Raw genomic sequence first — 23,711 nt, 5'->3', positions numbered from 1 at the left:
GACAGGCCGGGGAAATGGGCATGGCGGACCGATCGTCACTTGGATCAAGAACAGGCCCAGTCTGCCCCGCCCGTCGCCCGGCGGGCCCGCCACGTCGCAGCGGGCACCGGTCAGGCAGGATGGCCGCCGTGCCCACATCGCCGCCCTCCACTCGCAGGTTCAAAGCAGCGGTGTCACGGATGGGGGCCGGGGCCACCGCTGGCAAGACGACAGGAGACATGATGAAGCGCATCGGGATCATCGGCGTGGGCGAGATCGGCCGCGCTATCGTGGACGGTCTGTGTGACGGCGTCGAGGAGCCGCCGGAGATCCACCTCTCGCCACGAGGAGCCCGTACAGCCGCCGCACTGTCCCAGCAGTATCCGAACGTGCGGGTGTGCACCGACAACCAGGACGTGGTGAACCGCTGCGAGTTGGTGATCCTCGCCGTCCGCCCCCAGGACCGTGCCGAGGCCCTTGCCGGGCTCCGGGTCGGCAGCGACAGGGTCGTGGTCAGCGTCATGACTGGCGTCGCCATCGGCGAGCTGCGCCAAACGCTCGGCACCGGCGCCCCCGTGGTGCGCGCCATCCCGCTGCCCGCCGCGCGCGAGCGCCGGTCCGTCACCGTGACCTGCCCCTCCCACCCGGCCGTGGACGACCTCTTCGGCGACCTCGGCGGGACGCTCCCCGTCGCGGACGAAGCGACCCTCAACGTCTTCCAGGCCCTGACGGCCACACTGACCTCCCATTACTGGTACCTGGCCACGCTCACCGCCTGGGCCGCCCGGCAGGGCATCCCCGCCGAGGGCGCGGATCGCTACATTCGCGGGCTCTTCCAGGGCGTCGGGCGCGCCTTGAGTGACGAGACCCGCTCCCTGCACCAGCTCGCGGCCGACCACGAGACACCAAAAGGAGCCAACGAACGCATCCGCACCACGTGGTTCGACACAGCCAACTCCGACGCCCTGGAGAAGGCACTTGACGCACTTCTCTCCGACCTCAACTAGTCAAGTGGGTTGACGGGGGCAGCAATCAGCGATGCGCTGCGGCCGCTGCACGTGACTTCCGCAGACGGCCCCGGACCGCACAGTATGAGGGCATCTTCCTGCCCACCGGCGCCTTCGCCGGCTCACCCGAGGACGCCCTAGTGGCCTCCACTCAGCGCCCCCAGCACCTGACGCACCGACACGCATGGTCCCGGCTCCGGAGTCAACCCCCGAAGGACTTCCGGAGCCGACCACTAAGTGACGCTATGTCATGCCACGCTCGTTGAGGGTCGGCAACGTGCGGGCCTGAGGGAGGGCAACGCGGCATGAAGCGAACAGAGGCATCGACACCCACCGTCGGCACGCCGCTCGCGAGCGGTTGCCAGTGTGGTCCTCACTGCACCGGCGGCTGCCAGCAAGGCGGCCCCTGCCAGTGCGGCGGCGGCTGCGGAGTGGCCGCGCACTGAGTGATGACCTGCCTCGGACGGTCCATCCACCGTCCGAGGCAGTTCCGGACGGGGCAGGCGTCGTCTCCACTGCTGGTGGGCTGTACTGGTGGGCTGTAGTTGGTGACACGACGGCAGAACGGTGGAATGTCCTCGTTCCCCTTCTCACCCGACGTCCACGCCCACGTTCGCGCCCCTGTGGGCAATCAGCGCGCTGTGGCCTCATGCCTCTACTCGGGGTGCCGGGCAAGAACACCGTCACCAGCCGCAAACGGTGATGAGTGCGCGCCGCAACCCTTCGCGCCGTTCATCCCACCCGGCCTCGCGACCATCGGCAGAGCGGCGTGTCGGCATCGGATCTCCGGCCCAGATCACTGGGTGGAGATCTTGTGGACGGTGGTGTCGTCGGAATTCAGCCGTCGCCCGTCCGCAGACAGCACTTCCAGTGCCCGGAGACGATGTCCCTGTCGGCGGTCGACCAACTCTGAGTGTGGTTCGCCGGGGGCGAAGAAGTTCTGTTCGCCCCACTGCCGCAGTGCCACGATGACGGGGAAGAGCGCCTGGCCCTTCGGAGTCAGTACGTACTCGCGGTAGGCGCTGCCGTCCGAGGCGGGGACGGATTCGAGGACACCGCCGGCGACCAGGGTGCGCAGACGCGCGGTGAGAATGTTTTTCGCCACGCCGAGGCTGCGTTGGAACTCCCCGAAGCGCCGGCTTCCGTCAAAGGCGTCCCGCACGATCAGCAGGGACCACCAGTCGCCGATCGCGTCCACCGACCGGGCGACAGGGCATTCGCTGTCATCGAAGCGCGTCCTGGTCACCATGGCGTCCCTCACTCTCCAAACGGTTGCAACATGCTACCAAAAAAGCTAGCGTCACCGTCGTCATTGGTAGCAATATGAAACCAGATGTGCGGAGGGGTGCTCATGCCCGGCGACAGTGAGGCTGTGACACGACGGACCGAGACCCGAAGCGGGGAAGATACCGGGGAAGGTAGCGGGAAAGGTTCCGCGTTCGCCCTTTCCCGTGGCGTCGTCATACTGTTCGCCGTCGCCTGCGGGGCCGCGGTGGCCAACATCTACTTCTCCCAGCCGCTCCTGGTGACCATGGGCCATGACCTCGCCATGAGCCCGGCACTTGTCGGCAGCGTGGTCACCCTCACGCATGTCGGATACGGTCTTGGACTCTTCTTCCTCGTGCCACTGGGCGACGTGGCCGACCGCAGACGGCTCATCGTGGCCCAGTTGCTGCTCCTGGTGATGGCGCTGGCCGTGGTGGCCGCCGCCCACACGGCGGCGATCCTGCTCGCGGGCATGGCCGCGACGGGACTCCTCGCGGTCGTCACGCAGACGCTGGTGGCCTTCGCGGCGTCACTGGCCCCACCCGCCGGGCGCGGACGGGTCGTCGGTCTGGTCACCAGCGGCGTGGTCATCGGCATCCTGCTCGCCCGCACCGCGTCCGGCCTCATGGCCGACCTTGCGGGCTGGCGCTCCGTCTACCTCGCCTCGGCGTCGCTCACCGCCCTGCTCGCCCTGGTCCTGTACCGAGTGCTGCCGCGCCACAGAGACGCTCCGCTGGCAACCCTGCGCTACCGGCAGCTCCTGCGCTCCACGATCACCTTGTTCGCACGGGAACGACTGCTGCGGCTCCGGGCCCTGCTCGGTCTGCTGATCTTCGCCGCCTTCAGCACCCTGTGGAGCAGCGTCGCGCTGCCGCTCAGCGAGGCCCCGTACTCTCTGCCGCACAGCGCGATCGGGGCGCTGGGACTGATCGGTGTCGCCGGCGCCCTGGCCGCGACCGTGGCGGGCCGCCTGAACGACCGCGGTCTCTCCCAGCGAACCACCGGCATCGCCCTGGCATTGCTCGCCGCCTCGTGGCTGCCCTTGGCCTTCACCCGCAGCTCGCTGTGGGCCCTGGTCGTAGGGGTGTTCCTTCTCGACCTCGCCGTGCAGGCGGTCCATGTCACCAACCAGACCCTGATCTACGCGCTGCACCCGGACGCGGGAAGCCGGTTGATCGGCGGGTACATGATCTTCTACTCGATCGGCAGCGCCACCGGCGCCATCGCCGCGACCTCCCTCTACACGATGGCCGGCTGGGGCGCCGTCTGCGCACTGGGGGCCGCGTTCAGCTGCCTCGGGCTCGCACTGTGGACGTTCACTCGACACAGCACCCCGGACCCCACCGCCAAGGTGACCTCCCGCAGCGAAACCTGAGCGTCCTCGCCGAACGTCGAATGACGGGCGCCGCAGACCAGCCGCAGATCAGAGGTCCGCCCACCGACCAGCGTGTCGGAGGCCGCGCCCAACCGCCTTCTCCTCCCCAGCCGTTGCCAGTGTGGCCCGCCGTTGCCTGCGTCCCGGCGACGTGCTCGGCGTGGTGACACCGCGCGTAGCAGCAGTTGCTTCGGAAGGAGTACGTCGACCGGGGTGCGCGGCTGGGCTGGCGTCCGGGCGCTTCAACGGCCGGAGCAGGCCCCGGAATCAAGGGATGCGCCCGCAGACGGCATGAGCACGCTAGCCGTGGGTAACCGGGCTGAAAGCCAGGAAGGACACGTGAACGATCATGCATTCCTTTGATTCCCCTTCCTCCAAGTACGAGCACGGTGGCGCCGAGGAGTCAGTGAGCGAGCTCGTCTCACGCGCGTCCCAGCAGTTGTCGCAACTGGTACGAGAGGAGCTACGGCTCGCGCAAGCGGAAGTCGCCGACAAGGGCAAGCGGTTCGGCATCGGCGGCGGCCTGTTCGGCGGAGCGGGTGCGGTCGCGTTCATCGCGCTGCAGGCGCTGGCGGCCACCGCCATCGCCGCGCTCGCCCTCGCCCTCCCCGTGTGGGCGTCTGCGCTGATCATCGCCGCCGTCCTGCTTCTGCTCGCCGCGGTCTTGGCGGTCACGGGCAAGAAACAGATGAGGCAGGCCACCCCGCCGATGCCCGAGCGAGCAGTCGACGGCGTCAAAACCGACGTCGCCACCATCAAGGAGAAGGCCAAGCGATGACCAAACAGTCCAACGACGACAGCGAGAAGAAGCCCACCCCCGAGGAACTGCGCGACAAGGCGCGAGAGACACGCGAGGAACTGGGCCGGACCGTGGAAGAACTGGCCGCCAAGGCAGATGTGAAGGCCCAGGCGAAGACCAAGGCGGCGACGGCCAAAGCTCAGCTCAAGGGCGTGACGGAGCAGGCCAAGCAGCAGGTTCAGCACTCGGCGGCGCACGTGGCGCAACTGGCTCAGGACAAGACGCCGCAGCCGGTGCGGGACAAGGCCGCCTCCGGCAAGGACAGGATCGCCGAAGCCGCTACGGCCGCCGCGGCGAAGGTCCAGGAGAAGACGCCTGAACCGGTGAGCGAGAAGGCCAGTCGCGCCACCGAGGCCGCCCGCCGCCGCCCCGGCCCGCTGCTGGCCGCGGCCGTGGTCGTTCTCATCCTCCTCGCCAAGCTGCGCCGCGACCGGAGGAAGCGATGAAGGCGTCGACGATCGCCTACAAGCCGTTGGGGCTGGCCCTGGGGGCGGCCAGCGGCTTGATCGCCAGCGCGGTGTTCAAGCAGACCTGGAAGACCCTGGCGCACGAGGACGACGCCCCGGATGCCACGGATGAGGACCGTACCTGGCAGGAAGTGCTGCTCGCGGCGGCGGTACAAGGAGCGATCTTCGCCCTCGTGAAGGCGGCCGTCGACCGCGGTGGCGCCACCGCGACCAGGCGCGTGACGGGGACCTGGCCCGGCTGACTCCCGAACACTACGGGGGCTGCCCGCCCCCAGCCCCGCTCGCCCAGCGCCCACCGCTGACCGCTGACCGCTGACCGCTGACCGCTGACCGCTGACCGGAAGACGTCACCAGAGCTTGTCGGTCTCCCCCGGATACAGCTCCATGCGGGCATGGTGGAACGAGGAAGCGAAAGCGAGTCAATTCCCTGAGGCGGCCCGGAGTCAGCCCTGAAGCGGCCCGGATGACCGCGCCCCCGCTCACGGCTTACGGCGGGCGGCTCACGAGGGGCGCGGTGTCCGCGCCCGGGGCTGCGGTCTCGTCAGGCAGCCATGCCGCCCGCGAGCAGGGGCGGTAGTTGCCCCAAGCGTGAGATCGTCCGCCAAGCCGCCGTCTCCTCGGCTGCTTCTGCCCCAGAACGATTGATCCAGACGGAGCGCTTGCCGGCTCTCACGGACGCCTGGACATCTTCTTCGACATGGTCGCCTACGTGCACGCACGCGTCCGGCCTGACGCCGAACCGTTCGGCGGCATAGCGGTAGATCGCGGGATCGGGCTTTCGGAAACCGCAGTCAGCGGCCACGACCATGACCTCGAACGCCGACTCCACACCCAGTGCCGACGGCTTGCTGTTCCCATTGGTGACAAGGCCGAGTCGGAATCCTCGGCGGCTGAGGCTGTCCAGGCAGGCTTTCGCGTCGTCATAGAGCGTCACCGAGGAATGGCGTGTGTGCATGTAGGCGTGGAACACACGTGCCGTCAGCTCCTCGTCGGCGGGTCGGCGCCCACCTCCCGGCTCGCCTCTTCGAAGGCCGCCCAGCGGATCGTTTCCATCGAGGCGTGGCTGAAGCCAGGGCGGGCGGCTACGTCCTCACGGATGCCCGCCAGCCAGCCCGCTGTCACCAGTGAACCGTCGCTCCGCACAAGACCTTCCGCAGCGAAACGCTGAGCCGCTAGCGCCAGTGCTTTCCTCATCGCGCTCTGGAAATCCCACAGCGTCTCGTCACCATCAAAGGTGACGATGGACACGACGTCTGTCACGTTCGGTCCTCCAACTGATCGTTGCTGAGCCGGGTCCTCGCCCGGGGGGACGTCCGGCGGCGTGCGCGCCACCGGACGCCTTCCCCTACCCGCGCCGCGTGATGACGACGCGGTCACACCAGCTTGCGACCAGGTACGGGGAACCACAGCGGGACGTCACCGCCTGGCCCGGATCGACTGCCTCGGCTCAGCGCTGGTCGAGGCTCGGTGCGCCGGTACGGAACCGCGCGGTTGTGGCATCGATGCTCCAGCGACGCAGTCCGGCCTTCTCCAGTACGCGGGCTGAGGCCGGGTTGGACAGCTCCACGTCGGCGTACACCGTGTGGACCTCCGGCGAGGTGAGCGCGAACTCCACGAGGGCCTGGGTGGCCTCTGGTGCGTAGCCTCGGCCACGGCGTGACGGCACGATTCCGTAGCCGATCTCCAGAGCACCGTCACTCGGCGGCCAGAGCAGGCTGATGCTGCCGACGACCAGGCCGCTGGTCCGCTCGGCGATCTGCCGGTGACCGTAGTCGTTCGACTGGTCCGGCCCTTCGGCTATGACGCCGGCGATGACACAGTCGCCCTCGGCGGGAAAGTCCTCCGCCCAGTGCGCCGACCGGCCGTTACCGAGGACGGCGGCGATCTCCTCAGCGGACCATTTCCGCAGGATGAGACGGTCGGTGACGAGGTTCGTACCGGTCAGAGAGAAAGAAGAGAACACGCGACACTCCTGGTCGTTGTGCAACGACCGGACCGCGATTCAACCGCGCGCGGCCCGGACAAGGGCAGGCTGAAGAAGCTCGGCGCGGGCCATATTCATCAACCTCCCTGGTCGCAGCGGTATCAGGTGTCACACGCGTCTCATAGCTCACGTGTGCGGCGACTGTATCAGAGGCTGCACCGGTCCCCCGTGGGGCGGCGGGCCTGGGCTTCGTCGTCACATTCGGCATGGTGGTGGGCGTGCCCGGCGTCGGTCGAATGACTGGTCCTAGGGCCGGACCTAGGACCGGCCCTAGGCCTTCAGCCTGTTACGCCGTCGCGGCACCCCGCCTACCGTCCTCGCCATGGATAAGACGGGCATTCTCGATGAGGCGCTCCAGCGACTGCACAGTTCAGGGCCAGAGCGGCTTGGGCGGCTCACCAATCACGCGCCGATGGCCGTTGAGGCCCTCGCCGCGCATGGCCAGGCCGGCTCGGTACACCGGTGGCTCGACCTGTACACGCGCAAGCTGGAGGAGTTCCCGTCGGGTGTCGAGCCAGTCACGTCCGCCAACTGGCGCTCCGCGCTGGGCGATCCGCGCCGCGCTGCCGACTGGATCGGCTACTTCGTCCGCGAGATCGCCGAGCGCCCTTGGCGCGACGTGCTGACCGAGTGGTGGCCCCGGCTCCTGCCCGGCATGTACGGCGGCTCGACGCACCCGGTGATCCGGGTAGGTCACGCCGTGCGCACTCTTCTGGTCAGCGAGGGCACCGAGCCGCGTCTGGCCGAGCTCGCCCACGGCCTCGGCTACTGGGCCGCGCGCTACCACTCCTTCGCGGACCTCGCCCCGCTGCCCGGCGCCGACAGCGCAGCCGCCGCCCTCGACGCGGTGACCCCCATCGCCGAACGGGACGGCGGCTTCGCCGCCCGGCTCTGCCGTGTCACGGGCCTGCCCATCTGGGCAGCCGCGATCACGGACGCGAACGAAGCGCGAGACCGCCTCACCGAGCTGGTGCGGGCAGCCACCCACCGATACGCGACTCACGGCCACGGCGAAGAGACGATGCTGGTCCACGCGGCCACGGCCCCCAACGCCGTGCTGCGCACCCTGCCCGCGCTCCCGCACGTCCTGTGGGCACCGAGCCTGCGTGCCGCCTGGACGGCATCGGCGGCGGTGACCGCGATGTACGCACCCCACACCCCGGTCGCGTACACCCCACAGGGCACCTTCACCCCCGAAGAGGTCTTCGAACGGGCCCTGGCGCACGGCGACGAACACGTCATCAAGCTGACCGACACAGCCCTCGACATCGGCGACGAACGGGCACTGGCGGCCGCTTTGCGTTCCATCGAACTGAGTGAGCCGCTGGTTTAGGGGGACGGGGTTCACGAGGGCCTGGGGCGCTTTCTTTTGGGCGGTGGATCGGCCCTATTCATCCGTTCGGGTGATCAGCGCATGTTCATACATTGGCTTGGGCAGCCCTCGGACGACTCGAACCAGCCGCCGAGTCAACGCCAACTCTCCGTTTACGAAAGGGCTTTCCCATGCCTCGTATCCCTCGTATCGCTGCCGTCATTCTCGGAGTCTCCACACTTGTCGGCGTACTCGCAGTGCCCGCGAGCGCTGCGGTACCCGCCGTCTCCGTTTCTGGTTCAGCCTCGCTCGCCGCTCAGGGTTCCGTGGAGGGCCCCTTGGGAACGGCTGAGGGAGACTGGGATTGGTCTTCGCGTACCAAGGCGCAAAGCCAAAACGGGTTGGCCGATATCACCACTGGCGGAAACCTGTGTGAGTCGGCGCTCGGAGTTCTGGCCCCCGCCAGCAATTGCGGCTCCGTCTAGAAAGCGAGCGGATTTGAAACGCTATCCCCGCCCTGTCAGATCCGGGGACCGGCTGGAACTGATAGGGCAGGGATGTTCCTATGGGCTGTCCCTTGTCGGACGCCGTGCTCACACCAGCCACGAGCAAGATCGTCCCATGGCGGCGTCGCTATGGGTCACGGAGCAGAGCCGCACCCTACGTGACGCGTGCGCAGCCGGAGGTCACCTCTACGTCGAGGTGGGGACAGGCTACGAGCAGGGTCTTGAACGGGCCTACTCGGTGCTGATGGAACCCGCCTGACTGTTGGCGGTCGCCGCCGGTAAGAAGCCGTTCGCGCTCCCGGTGACACGTCCTCTGCGCGATCGAACGGCGCGGCGCACCACCACGCCTTGAGCGGTCGGGATGCTGTCGTTCGCCGTGTCGCTTTCCAGGGGAAGGCGTTTGCCGGACATGAACGCTTTCGCTCCCGCCGTCCTGCGGTCCCTGGCTACCGTGCCGGGCGTCCTCCCAGGTGCAGGCTTCCTCCATGTCCTCAGGCTCCGTCTCCTCACACAGAGAGCTTTCGCACGCTTGGCAGCCGCCGTCGTAGTCGTGGTGGCCATCGCCCTTCCCGCGAGTGGCTATGCCGCCACCGCCGCGCCTGATCCCGTCAGGAATCCCGCGGCGGTTTCCGGGCCGGCCCTGCCTGCGGCGCGCCTGGAACCGGGCCCGGTGGAGAGGCTGTTCGGTTCGGAGAACCGGCGGCTGCCCACCAGTCGGCGGGTCGTCGCACTGACGTTCAACGCGGCCTGGAACGAGACCGGGGTCGACGCGGCGTTGCAGGTGCTGCGCCGGTACCAGGTGCCGGCCACGTTCTTCCTGACCGGGCAGTTCGCCGAGCGCCACCCCAGGGCGGCTCGGGCCATGGCGGCGGAGCACGGGATCGGCAACCACTCCCACAGCCACCCGGAGTTCGGCGGCCTCACCCCCCGGGAAGTGGCGGAGGAGGTTCTCCGCGCGGACCATGCGATCCGGCAAGCGACCGGGGCCGACCCTCTGCCGTTCTTCCGCTTCCCCTACAGCGCCACCACCCCGAAGGGGATCGCGCGGGTCAACGCGCTGGGCTTCGCGGACATCGAGTTCACCACCGACACCAACGGCTACCTTGGAACCGCCGGTGGCATGACCGTACAAAGGGTTGTCGACAGAACCCTGGACGCCCTGGCACCGGGGGCGATCGTACAGATGCACGTGGGCACCTTCGACGGACACCGGCATGCCCTCGACGTCCTCGCTCTTCCGCGGATCATCGACGCCCTCCACGCCAGCGGATACCGGATCGCTGACCTGAGGACTCTTCTCAGCAGCTGAGAACCCTGTCCTGCCGTTCAGGGTTGGAGCGCGCCGGTCCTTCGTACGACCGGAGGGGCCCGAGGACATCTCCCGCAACCCCGGCCCGCCGCCACCAGCCGAGCGCATCTCATCGGACCGTCCAGGTCAGACACCCGCCGGGCGGACGGGGCTGTCGCCGGTGGGCTGGGGATGTGCGTCGGGGGTGGTGAACCGATATCCGGCGTCCATGAGGCGAGGGAGGATGGTCTTCAAGGCGGTGACGGTCTGGGTGCGGTCGGCCAGGCCTTTGTTGTCGGGGATGCCGTTGAGGCTGAGGGTGCCGTCATGATTGAGGATGATCGATCCGGTCCGGGCGTTCTCCAGGGTCCGTTGGGCGATACGGTCGGCGCCCGGGTTGGCCCAGTCTTCCGGATCGACGGACCAGGAAATCGCGCGCATCTGAAGGTCGGCGCATACAGCCAGGGCTGTGGGAGCGAAGTGACCGCCGGGAGCGCGGAAGAGAACCGGGGGCTTGCCTTGGGTGGTGCGGGCGATGACGTCGTTCGTACGCTCGATCTGGGTGCGGACCTCGGTTGCGGGCAGGGTGCCGAGGTTGGGATGGGACCAGGTGTGGTTGCCCAGGACGTGCCCCGCATCGGCGACTTCGCGGACAGTGCCGGGGTAATTGGCGACGTTGGCACCGAGCATGAAGAACGTCGCCCTCACCCCGTAACGGCGCAGGACGGCCAGCACCTGCGGGGTGTACAGCGGACTCGGCCCGTCATCGAACGTCAGGGCCAGGGCCATGGGCCCCGCCCGCACATGCCGCTCCGGCCGCACCGGGATGTCCGGGCCCGGGACAACGGCGGCCCGCGCCGAGGCCTGGGCCTGGGCGCACAGCGAAAGCACGGTGACGCCGCCCGCTGTGAGGAAGCGGCGCCGTGGCAAAAGACCATATTCACCGATCATCACCTCAGCATTCCCGTTCCCGCCGGGCCGGGCGGACCGACGCGCCGCGAAAGCCTCGCGATGAACGGGCCGTAGGCGGCGGTCGCGGCGTAGGACACCTGCGCAAGGCCTTGCCCCAAGGCCTTGCGAGGGAAGGGGACACGCGCCCCGGCCGACCGGATGGCCCTGACGGGCCACCTCACCCAAACGCCGCGTGCTGCTCTTCACCGGATTGGGCGCCGCCTTGGTCCGGCCGGGTTCCCTGCCATTGGCGACCGCCATCGCGTTGACTCCCTGTTCGCCCGCCAACTGGCGGCCTGCCGATGGTGACGGCGCCGGCATTCCGAGCGGCGCTGGTATCGCGCCGCAGGGCTAGGGTCGCGGCCTGGTGTGGCAGGTGAAACTGTCCGCGGCGTCGGGGCTGCCGGTGCCGGTGTACTTCGGCCATGAGGGGTATTCGCACAGCGGCCGGGTCCGGCCGTTCGTTGCGGGGCCGACGTCGGTGACGACCGGCCGTGCGGGCACCTTGCCCTTCTCTGTCCAGCTCTCCAGAGCGCTCAGCGAGTCCCAGCTCGCCGTGAAGGACGCCTTGACGTTGGCGTGGTTGGCGCCAGGTATGAGGTAGAGCCGGGCGAAGTCGCGGGTGGCGTGCTTGCCCATGAGTTTCCGGACGCGCTGGACGTACTCGATCGTGGAGCGGTGGCTGACGAGTTCATCGGCCGTGCCGTGCAGGATGAGCAGCTTGCCTCCGGCTTTCGCGAATCGGCGCAGGTCGGGGTTGTTGACGTCCTGCAGTGCCGAGAGTTCGCTGATGCGCTGCTGCCACGAGCCGGGGTGGCGGGGGTCGAGGGTCAGCGAGTCGTGTGCGGGGTTGCGGGTGACGAAGTATTTCACCCACTGGTCCCAGAACTGGGGCCCGTAACCGCTGTCCTTCGGCATGGGGTGGCCGGGGGCCCGGATGCCCATGCCCAGCAGTGGGGTGGTCATGTCGGCGCCGGAGAGGAAGGGGAATCCGGGATAGCCGGTTTCACCACCCGCGAGGCGGTACGTCCATCGCAGCGGGGAGGAGAGCCTCTCGACGGCTTGGATCTGGCGGTCGGACAGACAGGTGTCCGCGGTGTCCTGACCGTTCGGACAGCGCAGCGTGCGGGGGTTGAAGCGGCAGCCGCGTTCGTCGGAGATAACGCCGTCACGCAGGCCGTCGTCGCCGTCGCAGGCGGCGATGACGGCGCGGTAGAGCAGGTTCTGCTCGGCGGGGTGGAGGAAGGCTCCTGGGCGGGAGAGGACCTGGACTTCGTACCCGAAGAACAGGTTGAGACTGGCGGCGTTCCAGGCCGGGTAGGCGGCGATGATGCCGTCGAAGTCCGTGGGCCACCGCTGTGCCACTGCGAGAGCTTCACGCCCGCCGCTCGATCCGCCTGCGAAGTAGCTGTTGATGGGCGTGGCGCCTGAGTAATGCGCGCGGATGATGAACTGTGCGGCGTCCCTGGTCTTCTTGAGCGCGTCGCCCGCGAAGTTGCGCACTGCTTCGTCGTTGACGCCGAAGGACCCGTCGAGCGAGGTGGCCGGTTGGAAGTCCGGGGCCGCCTGATGTCCGGAGTCGCCGGCGAAGGTGGCGTAGCCGCGGCTCAATGGGCGCGGCCGACCGGTCGGACCGAAGGGCACATTGCCGGCGACGTCGGGAATGGTGCCGTCGTAGCCTCCGCCGCCGAACATCATCGCCTTTCCGTTCCATCGCTCGGGCAGGGCGACCCGCATCCTGACGCTGGGGGCTTGGGGGTCCACGGGCCGGATGGCGGCGTCGACGCGGCAGTAGGCTCCCGTCGCCGCAGCTCCGCTGCCGGCCGAGGCGACCATGGTTGCTGCGGTCACCTCGCCTCCGGTGCTCGGCAGGCCGATCACCGAGGAAGGGATCTTCAGGCCCAGCAGGCCGCTGCACCGTGCTGGGTTCTGGGTGGCCCGCGCTGAGGGCATGAGTGTTCCGCTGACCAGCGTGAGCGCGAGCCCTGATGCGGCGAGGATCTTTCTCATGGCAGCCTCCTACGCTCGTGTGTCATGTCGCGAGGCGCACAGGCTATGAAGCCCGTCAGAGGGGTGCTACGGCTGGAGCCCACATACGGGCTACCTGCCCAGTGTGCTTTCGGGTGCGCTGAGCACCGTCGCCGCAGGCTGTGGCGTGGTGACGTGCAGCAGTCGCAGGGCGATCTGGATCTCCAGCAGCCTTTCCGGGTCTCGCCAGCCTTCCCCGAGAAGCTGGCCCACCCGGGCGAGACGTTGGGCAACGGTGTTCACGTGCAGGTGCAGCGAATGTGCCGTGTTCCGGGCGTGCTGGCCTGTCCGGCAGAACTCGTCGAGCGTGCGTACCAGATCGGAACGGTGGCGGCGGTCGTAGTCGATCACCGGGCCGATGACGGAGTCGATGAACGAGGCGATGGTGGTCGGCTGGCCGCTGAAGAGAGCTCCGACGAACCCGAGGCTCTGGGTGTCCGCGATGTCTCCGGTCTTGCCGAGGGCGATCAGGGCCCGCAGGCAGTTGTCCGCTTCCCGGTAGGCCGCGGCGACGTCGGAGATGTCCGCGGCGCGTGCGAGGCCGGCGGTGACGGGATGCCGTGAGGTTCGGGACAGTTCGCGAACGGCCCGACGCGCCACCGTGAGGGGATCGTCTCCGGGCAGCAGCAGGATGACGGTGTTGTGCTGATAGGACGCCAGGCCGTGGGACCGCCTGGCGAAGGCCGCGGTGGAGGCGTAGACCCGCTGCTGCGGTTCGTCGTCCAGGTGGGCGACCACCACGATCCGGCATGTGTCAAGGTCGACGTCGAGAAGGGCGGCCCGGTGCCGCAGGAGGTCGTAGTCCTTGGCGTGAGCGCCCAGCAGGTCACCCAGCAGTTCGCCGCGCACGCGGGCTTCCGCCTCCGCCATGCGTCTGCGCGTGACGAGGACGAGGGATGCCACCAGCGCGGCCCGCTCCAGGATGCGGCGGTCGGTGGTGTCGACTTCTGCCGTAGCGGCCATGACGATCGTTCCGAGGGGCTCGGATTCGGTGATCAAGGGAACGGCGCACTGGGTGCCGCGCAGCACCGTATGTCCGGCCTGCCAAGCGTCTGCGCTGCTCCTCCGCATGTCGTCGGCCGACGACGAACCCTGACCGCAGGACTGCGCCACGATGTCGCCGTCCTCGTCGAGAATGGTCACCGTTGCGGACACCGCGGACGCAGTCGCCTGCGCTACTTCGTCCACTCCCTTGCCCTGGATGACCAGCCTGGTCAGGCGTTCGTGGACTTCCGCGGTGCGTTCCAGGTCCGACATGTGGGAGCTGATCGTGCCGTTGGCCACCTGCAACTCCGCGACGGCCTCCTGCGCGGCGTGCAGCAGGCGGGCGTTCTCGATGGCCACGGCCGCGTGGGAACCGAGCATGATCAGAATACTGATGTCATGGCTGCTGAACCCCCGACGGCTGCGATGCGCGGCGAGCAGGACACCGATCACCCCCTGGTCGAGTTTGACCGGCACACCCAGCAGTGACTCGATCCGCTCCGCGGCGACTGTCCTGTCGATCTCGGGCGTACGGATGAACGAGTCGTCCGTGGAGTACGAGGTGACGGTGTAGGGCTCGCCGGTCCGCGCGACAATCCCTCCGACGCCGGTGCCGACCGGCAGCCGCAGCTCGCGCAGCAGACCGGAGATGTTGCCCGCCGCCGCCTTGATGTAGCTGTCTCCCCGCCCGCGGTCGCTGAGGCTGATGTACGCGAGGTCGCAGTCCAGCAGTCTGCGCGCACGGTCGGCGATCGCTTGGAGGATGCAGTCGAGATCCCGCAACGAAGCCAGGTCGCTCGCCGTGTCGTTGAGGAGCTGAAGGGCTGCCTCGTTGCGGCGATGCCGAAGGTGCCTCTCGCGCAGACGCAGCGCGGTGGCCCGCTCCTGCTCCAGCTCCGTGAGCCGGTCGAGCGGCTCACCGGCAGCACGGGCCGACGCCAGCACCTCATCGAAAGCGCTGACGTCGGCGTCCTCAAGCAGCAGCCTCAGGAAAGTGCCGCCGTACGATCCTGCCATCGCTCCTCCGCCAGGTGTGCTGCTCGAACGCGCCCGAGCCGATATGACGTGTGCGCATCCTGGCCTCCCGGGTTGCTGTTGTCACGGTGTCGCGTAGGCAATGGTGCCGACGGGCACGGCAGCCGTGTCGCGTAGGCAATGGTGCCGACGGGCACGGCAGCGCGACGTCTGAGCGCCGGCCGACACTTACAGCTCGGAAAGGTTTCGGCGGATGCCGGTATCCAGGCGCCGCGCCACTTCCTCGCTTTGCCCCGTCGGCCAGGGCAGCAGCCCCGTTCCCGAGACGCGGCCCCCGTGACCGACGTTGAGGGGCTCGTCGAGGGCGGGGAATGTGTGAGTCTCCGCCGACAAGCAGGGCGCAAGGCTGCTCAGAATGTTCCTGGTCAGGTGCAGACCGATGAAATCCGCGTTCTCCATGGGACCCACAGCCGACCAGCGCAGGCCCAGGCTGGCCCGCACGACCGTGTCGATCGTCGCCGGGTCACACACCTTCTGTTCCAGGAGATGCAAAGCCTCCCGCACGAGCGCGAACTGCAGCCGGTTTCCTATGAACCCGGGAACGTCCCTCTGAAGGCGCACCGTCGTCTTACCCAACCCGTCCAGCACATCGCACGCCCCCCGCACGAACCTGTCGTCCGTCATCGCTCCCGGGGCGACCTCGACCAGCGGGATGACATACGGCGGGTTCCACCAGTGGACTCCGACCAGCCGCTCGGGATACCGCATCCCCTTGGCCATTTCGGTGAGCGACAGCACCGAAGTGTTGGACCACACCGGCATCACCGGGGGAATCCCCGCTTCCAGCGCTGCGAGGACCTCGTACTTGAGGTCGAGGCGCTCGGGAACGGCTTCGACCACGATGTCCGCCTCTTGTGCGAGATCCGGCAGTGTCTCCGCCAGAGTGACGCGCTCCGCGACGAGCCGGACGTCGTGGGATGAGAGGTGGCAGCGTTCGAGAGCCCGCACGACCCGGTCGCTGACGGTGCCCAGAACCGCAGGGTCCACATCGTGCACGACTGCCCGGTGACCCGCCTGCGCGAAAGCGACGGCGATCCCGTGCCCCATGAGCCCACCGCCGATGATTCCGAATCGGATCATTGCCTGTCCTCCAAGAACGGATGAGGGTGTAAGCGGTGCATCGGGTCATCGCCGACGAGGTCAGAGGTGCTGCGCGCTGAGAAGGGGAGTGGCGAAGCCGTGATGCGCCGCGTGACGACGCTATGGCGGTGACACATGGAGAACGAGAGGACCGGTGCACATATGTAGCGCGGATGTTGTGGGTCGACCTCACACTCCGGGGATGTCCGCGGACCAGGGGTGCCGGGGGGCTTGAGACGCCGTGACGAGAACCCGTAATGGTCGCGCCGGACATACAAGCAGCGGAAGACTGTGCGCCGCTCCCATCAGCCCGCCTTGCGACGCGGTCCTACGGTGCTCCCTGTCCGTACCACTCCCCCACCACCCACCACCCCGTCCGCACCCGCCGGCGCGAGCCACTGCCCGCGCTCGGTGCGACGCAGGACGGGCAGGGAGGAACACCCGTGTTTCGCTACACATCTGCGCTCTCGGCGCCCCCCGGGACGGCATCGACGAACGCACGGAATCCGCAAAGAGCCCGTTCACGGCGCCTGCTGTCCGCTTCACTCGCGGCTCTGCTGACCGGCGGCCTGCTGAGCCTGGCTTCCCAGGCTTCCGGCGCGGCGTCCCCGTCCGCTGCCGCCGCGCATGACCCGGTGATCATGATCTCCGGGATGACGGGTACGCCGTCCAACATGGCCCCCATGAAGTCCAACCTGGAGAGCAACGGCTGGCCGACGAACAGGCTGTTCACCTGGACCGACAGCAGCCGGATGACACAGGACCTGGCCCAGGCCGCAAAGGAGATCTCGGCGAAGGTCGATCAGGTCCGCAACGACACCGGGGCTTCCACGGTGGTTCTGGCCACATGGTCCGCCTCCACATTGGCCGCTCGGTACTACATCAAGAACCTCGGCGGTGGAGACAAGGTCTCCCAGTACATCGCCTTCGCCGGGCCTCAGCACGGCACCACCAACAACGGCTGCCAGTGGTACGTCTCCTGCCAGCAGTTCGCCTCCCCCGACACGCCGTTCCTCAAGGAGCTCAACTCCCCGACCGAAGTCCCCTTCAACGACAAGGTCGACTACCTGACGATCAGGTCGACCAGGGACTACAACGCCGTACCCACCGACACCGCGATGCTCGCCGGTGCGCACGAGAACTACCTGATGAGCGGCCCGACGGCCCCCAACCACTTGGCGATCATCTCCGACAGCAAGGCGCTGACGAAGATGCGCTCGTTCATCACCGCACACGAGAGCAACTGACCTCCCCACCGCCCCGCTGAGGGCCAACACCGAGCCGTGCGGGCGCCGCCTTCCCCATGCCGCGCCCGCACGGTTCCCGCCCCTCGGCTGAGCAGATCCGCGCGACGGCCCGATGGGGCTCGGCTCGCCGACCCAAGGAACGCCGCCAAGCTCCCGCACGGAGTGCACCGCGTCCTGGTCCAGCACCATGACGAGCGAGCGGCCATACGGCACATACACTGCGCGGCCGTCTGCGCCCGGTCGTAGACGTGATCAGGTGAGCTGTCCGGTTCGGGGTCTGAGGCTGGGGAACGAGCTCAGCGCCAGTCACCGATCACCCAGGCCAGCAGGCGGGGATGGGGCGTCGACGCGTCGCACGGTGCGATCGTGTTGGTGGAGACGACGTCGTGGGTGAGGACCGCCTCGGCCGTCCGGGAGAGGTTGCCGGAGACGTCGCCGGGCTCCGCGATGGTGTCCGGGCCCTGGGCTGCGATAGCTGGTTCGGGTGTGTGGCAACCAACATGGGGAAGGGGCTGGCCGAGGTACCAGCCTCCGACGAAGACGGCGTACAGGACGGCGGTGGCCCCCAGGCGGCGCGGGGTTATCCAGGTAGGCACGCACAGAGTCTTCCACGACAGGGAGTTCGCCGCTGCCCCCATAGCCACCGGTGTTCGGCGGCCTCGCCGCTGGATTCGCCGTAGGGCGGCTTCACCGCCACCTTCGCCACGGCCCGCGAGGCGGTCGCCGCGGCAGAGGGTGGCGGTGCGCTGCCGTGCTCGTCGTTCGGCGACTCCGCGACTTCGCACCGTGGTCCGGCATACGCAGGGGCCCCTCTCGGCTCCGCGAGGGGCCCGGGGAATGCACCACCTGGCCCGTCAGGCCGTCCTCCACAGCCTCGAACCGCCGCTTCCCACCTATCAGCCATGGCTGGAGCGGCTCATCGAATGCGACCCCCGCCGCGTGCTCTTCGCACACGACTACTCTTGGTCAGCTTTGAAGACGGCCCCTGGGTGACCACCGACTTCCCGCGCCGACCGGATGTGGCGTTCAAGACGATGACGGACGTCACCACACCCGGCACCTGGTCAACCAGGCTCAGGCCACGTCGGGCTCTCCGCCATGTTGTGTGGGGTCAGGGGCCGGGGACGGCCTTGGCGCGGGGGTTGCGCTCGAAGACCGACCAGAACGAGGACGAGCAGTAGGTGCAGTTCGGGCCGAAGTACAGGCCACGAGCCTGCTCGTCGCGCATGAGGTGGAAGCGGAACCACGCGGTGACGGGGCCGTGCAGGTCGGGGATGCCGTAGTGGTCGGCGCCGCGTTGTTCGGCGTAGATGGCGGGCACCTGGGTGGCCTGGCTGTATGTCCTGCGGACCGTCGAGGGCGGCACGATGGTGTCGTTCTGACCGGCGTAGAACACCGCGGGGCCCCGCACCCGGCTGCCGCTGCTGAACGCAAGGGGGTAGATCGGCGCGATCGTGTCCACTCGGGGATCGGCCCCGGCGTCGACCGCCGCTCCGCCGCCGAAGGAGTGGCCGGTGGCTCCGACGTTGGCCAGGTCGACCTTGCCCTGGTAGACGCTGCCCACCCGGCCATTCTCGGTCGTCAGGTAGTCCAGCCCTCGCAGCATGGGGCCTCCGGTGCCCGCGTTGCCCTCCGCCGCGGCGACGATGAAGCCGTGTGAGGCGAGGTGGTTCAGCAGCGGGGCATACCGGTCGAGACCGGAGCGGGCGCCGTTGTTCCACAGGATGACCGGGTGTGTGGTGCAGCCCAGAGTGCCCAGGTCGACCGGCCGGAAGACGGTCGTGCCTCGGCCGTTGGACGCCGAGTTCACGGCGAACGGGCCGGGGGCGGCCCACTCGCCGTTGACCGACGGGCAGGTCGAGGCCGCCACGCCGGCCGCGGGTGTGCCCGTGACGCCACCCGCCACCAGCAGGGCCAGGGCTGCGAGTGCCGTGCCAATGGCCCGGCTCCCGCGACGGCGTTTCAGGGCGCAGGGTAGGGAAGCCATGAGTCTCCTCTGGTCGAAGAAGTACGGCCTGTGCGGGGAAAACGGAATGTGAGCGGCCGTACGACCCGACGCTAGGAAGGCTTTGACCCACGTCACATGTTCTGCGCACACACAAAGTCGCCCACCGCCATGTGCGCCTCCATGCACCTGGCCTCCTGCGCCGCGCAGCATGGATTCCCATGCCGCACCGCGACCGGCCGGGCCTGCGCGGTCCGCAGCGTCCGTTCGAAGGTGCCGTCCCTGACCCACCGGCGAAAGCGTGGACCGAGGCCATGCCACATTCCAGGCTGACCCCCGCAGCTTCCGCGGGACGTCTCCGGGGGGACTGCCGGGTTTTGTCACGCGCGTATCTAGACCTCTGAACTCCGCTGGTTCACGGTGGTTCCTCCTACCCGTGTGGAGGGAACCAGCAGTGAGACGAAGACGATTTGTGGCAGGGACGATCGGCACTCTCTCGGGGATCGCGCTCGGTTCGGGATCGGTCCGGGCCGACGCGCCGGCTCCCCGCACACAAGGCGGCCAGGCCGTGCCGGCGCCCCGTACGCAAGGCTGGCAGGCCGTGCCGGCGCCCGGCAGTACCCCGGCCGCGCAGTTGCGCCGCGTCGCCGCCGCCGGGCCCCAACTGGCCTGGGCCGTCGGAGAGGAGGGCCTCGCCGGGCCGTCGCAGGGACGCGGGCTGGCCATGCTGTGGAACGGTGGTGCCTGGTCGAAGACCGACCTGTCGCACCTGGACTACACCGGCAGACTGAGCGATGTCGCCGGTATCAGCTCCACCGAGGCCTGGAGTGTCGGACTGCCCGCTGGGAACGCGAGCCCGCTACTGCGCTGGGATGGAACCACCTGGCGCGAGGCCGCCTTCCCAGGCAGAGGCGAGCCGGGCGTCCGGCTGGACTCGGTGGCGGTCGGCCCCGACGGGCAGGTATGGATCTGCGGCACCCGCGGCGGCACCGCCCGCCTGTTGCACAGGGACGGGCGGAAGTGGCGATGGCTGGCCCCGCTGCCTGTCGCGAGCGCGAACCTGTACCGGGTCCTCGTGCGCTCGCCGGGCGAGGTCTGGGTGAGCGGCGACCAGGCGAACGGCGGAGGATGGACCGGACTGGTGGCCCGCTGGAACGGTGCCTGGACGGTCCTGCCCCCGATCGCAGGCGCCCGTCTGGGCATCAGCGATCTCCACCCGGCCGGTCCGGGCGACGTATGGGCGGTGGGCACCGAGGCCGGTGTCGGCGGACCACCGGGACGCCCCGGCAACCCCGCCCTGAACCACTGGAACGGCACGGCCTGGACGCGGGTGGAACCGGGCTTCACCATCGGGTCGTTGACCGGGATCGCGGGCGACGCACAGGGCCGCGCCGCATGGATAACGGGCTGGGACTACCGCGACCAGAGCCGCAGCACCTACCTGCGCCGGGACGGCACCACGTGGACCGTCGTACGAGGCCCGGCCGGCGCGGCGACCGCGCCCCACCTCAACGACGTGGCACCCATTCCCGGCACCACGGGATTCTGGTCAGTGGGCATGACGAGTCCCACCCCGGCCCCTCCGACCGAGGCCTACACAGAACGCCTCGAAGCCTGACCCGGCTCCGGGGCCAAGCCCTGCTCGATACTTGTCCTGGTTTCCCCGGCCCGGTGACCAGGACCTCACGGGCACGCGGCCGCATCCTCCGCTCGGAGGTGCCGTCCCTGGCCCACGTCGACGGCACGTTCCCAGTTCGCGTGCGACTGACGGAGTGCCGTTGCCCGGACGCGGCATGGGGCCACTCGCGGCCGCAGGCAGGCTACCTCCGATGGTGTTGTGTTTGCCGTCAAGTGATCTTGGGGGCGGTGGAAGGCGCCCGGGTGATCCGACACCATGAACCCCCGATGCCGAGCGGTCGTTCCTCCGACCATTGGTGCCTGAATCCTTACGGAGCCGGGCTGCTTCCGCGACGGCCGGTGCGGTCGAAGTTGTCCGGCGGCGGACTGTCCGCTCGTGGTGCCGGTACGGCAGGCTCCTCCTCACAGGCTTCTGACATCGTCGGCCGGGGAGCGACATGGGACAGCTCTTCGTTCAGCTGGGCAAGCGCGTGGACGCTGACGCCCACCATGAAATCGACGTCTACGGGCGCGAGGTCCCCGGGTACGGGGCGCGGTTGAGTGATCCACGCGTCCGGGCGGAGAGCCTCGACTACGCCGTGTGGCTGCGGCGCCGCACGCTCGACCTCGCGCCAGAGAGCCGGCCACTGACCGAGGAAGACCTCACCTTCATCGCGTCGATCGGACAGCGGCGTGGCGAGACGGGCGTATCTCTGGCCTCTCACCAGCGGGTGCTTGAACTGCACACGGGCTTGATGCTGCACGAGATCCATGAGGCGGCCAGTCCTGGTGACATGACCGACCTCATGCAGGCGATCAGCTGGTTCGCCCCGCAGGGCATCCGGGGCAGCGACGCCTATCTGCGCGGCTACGTGCAGGGACAGCAGCGCATACTGTCGCTCGTCAGCCGCATGCGGCAGCTTGCGGGAATGCTGCTCTCCGATCAGCCGGTCGCGCCCGAGTTCGCGCGTGCGATGGATGTACCCCTGCACGAGTACTACATCGTGACCGTCGTACGGATGCCGAGCGAACCTTTCGGGTCTGCGGGTGAGCAGCGCGAAGAGATCGTCGACATGTTGCTGCACCGCCACCGGGTGCCGATGGCGTGGGACACGCCCGATGAGTTCGTCGCGTTGGTGCCGACTGCCGGACCCGGTCGGACGGATACGGCGGACGCGGCGCATATGGCGGACATGACGGGTACGGAAAACGAGCGTGTTCTGTCCCTGGTGCGCGACTTCGCGGAGATGGTCGGCCGACCGTCCGCACCCGGTGCCTGCACCGGTCGTCTCTGCGCGCTGGCGGAGGCGCACGCCCGTGCACGGCAAGTCAGCCAGGTGGCGCCGCTGGAAAAGGTGCCGCGCGGCATACGCAGCATGCGCGACGTCTTCGTCGAACTCGCAGTCGCCCAGACACCGCGGATCGACCAATGGCTGCATGGCGTGGCACAACGACTCTGCCCCGGCCCCGACCTGCTCAGCACGCTCGACGCCTACTACCACCACAACATGAACCGCCTCAGGACCGCGGCGGCCCTGCACATCCATCCGCGCACCCTGGACTACCGCCTTCAACGGGTCCGCGATCTCACGGGGGTGGACCCCGGCTCCACGTACGGCGTACGCGTACTGAGCGCTGCCACCGCCCGGGCACTCGCAGGCGCCTGGCAGTGACCGGGCCGGTTCCCCCGTGTGACGCGACGATCGGCGCGCCTCGGCGCCCTGGCCTGTGCTCCTTCCCGTGTCCGAGCCTCGGCACCGCCTGCTCAGTTGCCGACGGGACCTCAGAAGCGCCAGTTGTCCGTATCCGGCTGCGGGCATGGCTGCGAGCAATGACGAATCGATCGCGGGTTCGAGGTGGAGAGTTAGCCCGGTATCACGAAGACCCCGACGGCCCCCGGTTGGGAGGCTTGCCTACCTCCGGGGGCCTTCGTCCCCACCGTGAAGTCTGGGAGAAGGGGAAATGACCACTTCTACGCGGTGCCGCCTGACCCTGGTGCTGGCCGGCGCGCTCGCCACCGGCATGGCTCTGGCTACGACAGGACCCGCGGGTGCGGCCTCGACCTCGACCGCTCGGGCCGCGACACCCACACCGGCCTACACCTGCAACGATCCGATCACCGGTATCACCTTCAACACCTCGTGGACGGGGACGGACGGCGACGACGTCGTCTGGGCCCAGCCCGGCGCGGTGCTCGCCACTCTCGGCGGCGACGACCTGGTGTTCACCGACCTCGTCAGCTCCAAGGTCATCGTCTGCCTGGGGGACGGTGCCGACTGGGCCGGCGGCAGCAGCGACCAGCCCTTCCCGCAGGGCGCGGGGTTCGGAATCCGTGGCGAGGGCGGACCGGACATCATCCGTGGCAGCACCGGCAGTGATTCCCTCGTCGGTGGCTACGGCAATGACGTCCTCGTTGGCGGGCCCGGAACAGACACCGTCGACGGTGGTCCCGGCATCGACGAGTGCGATGCCGAAGTAGAGAGGAACTGCGAGCGCTGACGCCCGGGCACACCGGGGCCGGCTGGCGCACCAGGGGACCTCGGGTCAGCGTGCAGGTGGGTGGAAAGCGGGCGCTGGGTGCCTCCCGGAGCGGTGGGCGCGGTGCTCAGCGCCTCGCTACTGGCCGGCCTGCGGCGTCCGGACGACTGCGGTCCCCCTCTCCAGGTCCACCGTTGTCCGGTTCGGCGGCGCCCCGTCCTCCTCATCGTCGCGGATCAACCATTGGCCCTGGACGACAACAGTGACGACTTCGACGGCATCGTCCTCGGACTCGAAGTGCGGTAAGGACCGCTGGGCAGCCAGCCGGGCCGCGCGTCCGCACCCGACCGACCACGCACCCTC

General features: G+C 68.8%; 23 protein-coding genes and 1 pseudogene. 13 read left to right on the top strand and 11 right to left on the bottom strand.

Annotated features, from left to right (window positions below; all coding sequences use genetic code 11):
* Positions 1–218: 218 nt before the first annotated feature.
* On the top strand, positions 219–986 hold the full coding sequence (locus AC5P1B_RS27465; protein ID WP_493890491.1) for an NAD(P)-binding domain-containing protein: 768 nt from the start codon (positions 219–221) through the stop codon (positions 984–986).
* Between the two features lie 796 nt (positions 987–1,782).
* On the opposite strand, the gene AC5P1B_RS27460 is transcribed toward AC5P1B_RS27465, so the two are convergent.
* Positions 1,783–2,235, bottom strand: coding sequence for a winged helix-turn-helix transcriptional regulator (locus AC5P1B_RS27460; RefSeq protein ID WP_493890490.1), 453 nt, complete (start codon positions 2,233–2,235; stop codon positions 1,783–1,785).
* Between the two features lie 102 nt (positions 2,236–2,337).
* Here AC5P1B_RS27460 and AC5P1B_RS27455 point away from each other — a divergent pair, with 102 nt between their 5' ends.
* The 4 genes from AC5P1B_RS27455 to AC5P1B_RS27440 all read left to right on the top strand — a co-directional run bounded on the left by AC5P1B_RS27455 (position 2,338) and on the right by AC5P1B_RS27440 (position 5,135).
* Positions 2,338–3,627: an MFS transporter gene (locus tag AC5P1B_RS27455; RefSeq protein ID WP_493890488.1), complete on the top strand. Its 1,290-nt coding sequence runs from the start codon at positions 2,338–2,340 to the stop codon at positions 3,625–3,627.
* Between the two features lie 349 nt (positions 3,628–3,976).
* The gene (locus tag AC5P1B_RS27450; RefSeq protein WP_493890486.1) at positions 3,977–4,405 is read left to right on the top strand and encodes a phage holin family protein; all 429 of its coding nucleotides are present in this window, start codon (positions 3,977–3,979) and stop codon (positions 4,403–4,405) included.
* Positions 4,402–4,872, top strand: a complete 471-nt coding sequence (locus AC5P1B_RS27445; protein WP_493890484.1) for a DUF3618 domain-containing protein — start codon at positions 4,402–4,404, stop codon at positions 4,870–4,872. The genes AC5P1B_RS27450 and AC5P1B_RS27445 overlap by 4 nt, the downstream gene beginning before the upstream one ends.
* Positions 4,869–5,135 carry a DUF4235 domain-containing protein gene (locus tag AC5P1B_RS27440; protein ID WP_493890482.1) on the top strand — a complete coding sequence of 89 codons (267 nt, stop codon included), beginning with the start codon at positions 4,869–4,871 and terminating at the stop codon, positions 5,133–5,135. Before AC5P1B_RS27445 ends, AC5P1B_RS27440 begins: the two co-directional genes overlap by 4 nt.
* A 299-nt stretch (positions 5,136–5,434) precedes the next feature.
* On the opposite strand, the gene AC5P1B_RS27435 is transcribed toward AC5P1B_RS27440, so the two are convergent.
* The 3 genes from AC5P1B_RS27435 to AC5P1B_RS27425 all read right to left on the bottom strand — a co-directional run bounded on the left by AC5P1B_RS27435 (position 5,435) and on the right by AC5P1B_RS27425 (position 6,856).
* On the bottom strand, positions 5,435–5,863 hold the full coding sequence (locus AC5P1B_RS27435; protein ID WP_493890481.1) for an HAD family hydrolase: 429 nt from the start codon (positions 5,861–5,863) through the stop codon (positions 5,435–5,437).
* 8 nt (positions 5,864–5,871) lie between these two features.
* Complete coding sequence (locus tag AC5P1B_RS27430; protein ID WP_493890479.1) at positions 5,872–6,153, bottom strand: hypothetical protein; 282 nt, start codon at positions 6,151–6,153, stop codon at positions 5,872–5,874.
* A gap of 187 nt (positions 6,154–6,340) precedes the next feature.
* Entirely contained in the window at positions 6,341–6,856 is a 516-nt protein-coding gene (locus AC5P1B_RS27425; protein ID WP_493890477.1) for a GNAT family N-acetyltransferase, read from the bottom strand.
* Between the two features lie 343 nt (positions 6,857–7,199).
* Here AC5P1B_RS27425 and AC5P1B_RS27420 point away from each other — a divergent pair, with 343 nt between their 5' ends.
* The 3 genes from AC5P1B_RS27420 (at position 7,200) to AC5P1B_RS27410 (ending at position 10,004) form a co-directional block, all read left to right on the top strand.
* Positions 7,200–8,210, top strand: coding sequence for a questin oxidase family protein (locus AC5P1B_RS27420; protein ID WP_493890476.1), 1,011 nt, complete (start codon positions 7,200–7,202; stop codon positions 8,208–8,210).
* A gap of 600 nt (positions 8,211–8,810) precedes the next feature.
* Positions 8,811–8,954 carry a hypothetical protein gene (locus AC5P1B_RS27415; RefSeq protein WP_493890475.1) on the top strand — a complete coding sequence of 48 codons (144 nt, stop codon included), beginning with the start codon at positions 8,811–8,813 and terminating at the stop codon, positions 8,952–8,954.
* Positions 8,955–9,224: 270 nt separating this feature from the next.
* Positions 9,225–10,004 carry a polysaccharide deacetylase family protein gene (locus AC5P1B_RS27410; protein ID WP_493890473.1) on the top strand — a complete coding sequence of 260 codons (780 nt, stop codon included), beginning with the start codon at positions 9,225–9,227 and terminating at the stop codon, positions 10,002–10,004.
* Positions 10,005–10,130: 126 nt separating this feature from the next.
* Here the strand turns inward: AC5P1B_RS27410 and AC5P1B_RS27405 are convergent, their stop codons facing one another.
* The 4 genes from AC5P1B_RS27405 to AC5P1B_RS27390 form a co-directional block, all read right to left on the bottom strand.
* Positions 10,131–10,934 (bottom strand): polysaccharide deacetylase family protein, encoded by an 804-nt coding sequence (locus AC5P1B_RS27405; RefSeq protein ID WP_493890472.1) that lies wholly within the window; start codon positions 10,932–10,934, stop codon positions 10,131–10,133.
* A 351-nt stretch (positions 10,935–11,285) separates the two neighbouring features.
* On the bottom strand, positions 11,286–12,944 hold the full coding sequence (locus AC5P1B_RS27400) for a tannase/feruloyl esterase family alpha/beta hydrolase (protein WP_493890470.1): 1,659 nt from the start codon (positions 12,942–12,944) through the stop codon (positions 11,286–11,288).
* 90 nt (positions 12,945–13,034) lie between these two features.
* Positions 13,035–14,963 carry a helix-turn-helix domain-containing protein gene (locus AC5P1B_RS27395; protein WP_493890469.1) on the bottom strand — a complete coding sequence of 643 codons (1,929 nt, stop codon included), beginning with the start codon at positions 14,961–14,963 and terminating at the stop codon, positions 13,035–13,037.
* A 186-nt stretch (positions 14,964–15,149) separates the two neighbouring features.
* Positions 15,150–16,061, bottom strand: a complete 912-nt coding sequence (locus AC5P1B_RS27390) for a 3-hydroxyacyl-CoA dehydrogenase family protein (RefSeq protein ID WP_493890468.1) — start codon at positions 16,059–16,061, stop codon at positions 15,150–15,152.
* A 653-nt stretch (positions 16,062–16,714) separates the two neighbouring features.
* On the opposite strand from AC5P1B_RS27390, the gene AC5P1B_RS27385 reads away from it, so the two are divergent.
* A complete protein-coding gene (locus AC5P1B_RS27385; RefSeq protein WP_493890467.1) occupies positions 16,715–17,308 on the top strand; it encodes an esterase/lipase family protein in 594 nt (197 codons plus the stop codon).
* A 296-nt stretch (positions 17,309–17,604) separates the two neighbouring features.
* Here the strand turns inward: AC5P1B_RS27385 and AC5P1B_RS27380 are convergent, their stop codons facing one another.
* Positions 17,605–17,904, bottom strand: coding sequence for a hypothetical protein (locus AC5P1B_RS27380; RefSeq protein WP_493890466.1), 300 nt, complete (start codon positions 17,902–17,904; stop codon positions 17,605–17,607).
* Between the two features lie 247 nt (positions 17,905–18,151).
* Between AC5P1B_RS27380 and AC5P1B_RS27375 the strand changes: the two are divergent.
* Positions 18,152–18,301 (top strand): annotated as a pseudogene (locus AC5P1B_RS27375) (N-acyl homoserine lactonase family protein); the annotation flags it as partial.
* A gap of 118 nt (positions 18,302–18,419) precedes the next feature.
* Here AC5P1B_RS27375 and AC5P1B_RS27370 read toward each other — a convergent pair.
* A complete protein-coding gene (locus AC5P1B_RS27370) occupies positions 18,420–19,295 on the bottom strand; it encodes a poly(ethylene terephthalate) hydrolase family protein (RefSeq protein WP_493890465.1) in 876 nt (291 codons plus the stop codon).
* A gap of 430 nt (positions 19,296–19,725) precedes the next feature.
* Between AC5P1B_RS27370 and AC5P1B_RS27365 the strand changes: the two genes are divergently transcribed.
* From AC5P1B_RS27365 to AC5P1B_RS27355, 3 genes are all read left to right on the top strand, one after another.
* The gene (locus AC5P1B_RS27365) at positions 19,726–20,871 is read left to right on the top strand and encodes a hypothetical protein (protein WP_493890464.1); all 1,146 of its coding nucleotides are present in this window, start codon (positions 19,726–19,728) and stop codon (positions 20,869–20,871) included.
* 457 nt (positions 20,872–21,328) lie between these two features.
* The gene (locus AC5P1B_RS27360) at positions 21,329–22,543 is read left to right on the top strand and encodes a PucR family transcriptional regulator (RefSeq protein WP_493890463.1); all 1,215 of its coding nucleotides are present in this window, start codon (positions 21,329–21,331) and stop codon (positions 22,541–22,543) included.
* 289 nt (positions 22,544–22,832) lie between these two features.
* Positions 22,833–23,369: a calcium-binding protein gene (locus AC5P1B_RS27355; protein ID WP_493890462.1), complete on the top strand. Its 537-nt coding sequence runs from the start codon at positions 22,833–22,835 to the stop codon at positions 23,367–23,369.
* A gap of 117 nt (positions 23,370–23,486) precedes the next feature.
* Here the strand turns inward: AC5P1B_RS27355 and AC5P1B_RS27350 are convergent, their stop codons facing one another.
* Positions 23,487–23,588 (bottom strand): DUF6191 domain-containing protein, encoded by a 102-nt coding sequence (locus AC5P1B_RS27350; protein WP_493890460.1) that lies wholly within the window; start codon positions 23,586–23,588, stop codon positions 23,487–23,489.
* Positions 23,589–23,711 lie beyond the last annotated feature (123 nt).

The organism is Streptomyces sp. A01 (genome assembly GCF_059026195.1).
Note: the sequence above shows the minus strand (reverse complement) of the source record. Positions and strands in the feature narration are given on the sequence as shown.

Bases quoted from the DNA above. Each gene is read 5' to 3' on its own strand.
- AC5P1B_RS27465 (WP_493890491.1), top strand. From the start codon at position 219: ATGATGAAGCGCATCGGGATCATCGGCGTGGGCGAGATCGGCCGCGCT.
- AC5P1B_RS27460 (WP_493890490.1), bottom strand. From the start codon at position 2,235: ATGGTGACCAGGACGCGCTTCGATGACAGCGAATGCCCTGTCGCCCGG.
- AC5P1B_RS27455 (WP_493890488.1), top strand. From the start codon at position 2,338: ATGCCCGGCGACAGTGAGGCTGTGACACGACGGACCGAGACCCGAAGC.
- AC5P1B_RS27450 (WP_493890486.1), top strand. From the start codon at position 3,977: ATGCATTCCTTTGATTCCCCTTCCTCCAAGTACGAGCACGGTGGCGCC.
- AC5P1B_RS27445 (WP_493890484.1), top strand. From the start codon at position 4,402: ATGACCAAACAGTCCAACGACGACAGCGAGAAGAAGCCCACCCCCGAG.
- AC5P1B_RS27440 (WP_493890482.1), top strand. From the start codon at position 4,869: ATGAAGGCGTCGACGATCGCCTACAAGCCGTTGGGGCTGGCCCTGGGG.
- AC5P1B_RS27420 (WP_493890476.1), top strand. From the start codon at position 7,200: ATGGATAAGACGGGCATTCTCGATGAGGCGCTCCAGCGACTGCACAGT.
- AC5P1B_RS27415 (WP_493890475.1), top strand. From the start codon at position 8,811: ATGGCGGCGTCGCTATGGGTCACGGAGCAGAGCCGCACCCTACGTGAC.
- AC5P1B_RS27405 (WP_493890472.1), bottom strand. From the start codon at position 10,934: ATGATCGGTGAATATGGTCTTTTGCCACGGCGCCGCTTCCTCACAGCG.
- AC5P1B_RS27400 (WP_493890470.1), bottom strand. From the start codon at position 12,944: ATGAGAAAGATCCTCGCCGCATCAGGGCTCGCGCTCACGCTGGTCAGC.
- AC5P1B_RS27395 (WP_493890469.1), bottom strand. From the start codon at position 14,963: ATGGCAGGATCGTACGGCGGCACTTTCCTGAGGCTGCTGCTTGAGGAC.
- AC5P1B_RS27390 (WP_493890468.1), bottom strand. From the start codon at position 16,061: ATGATCCGATTCGGAATCATCGGCGGTGGGCTCATGGGGCACGGGATC.
- AC5P1B_RS27385 (WP_493890467.1), top strand. From the start codon at position 16,715: ATGACGGGTACGCCGTCCAACATGGCCCCCATGAAGTCCAACCTGGAG.
- AC5P1B_RS27370 (WP_493890465.1), bottom strand. From the start codon at position 19,295: ATGGCTTCCCTACCCTGCGCCCTGAAACGCCGTCGCGGGAGCCGGGCC.
- AC5P1B_RS27360 (WP_493890463.1), top strand. From the start codon at position 21,329: ATGGGACAGCTCTTCGTTCAGCTGGGCAAGCGCGTGGACGCTGACGCC.
- AC5P1B_RS27355 (WP_493890462.1), top strand. From the start codon at position 22,833: ATGACCACTTCTACGCGGTGCCGCCTGACCCTGGTGCTGGCCGGCGCG.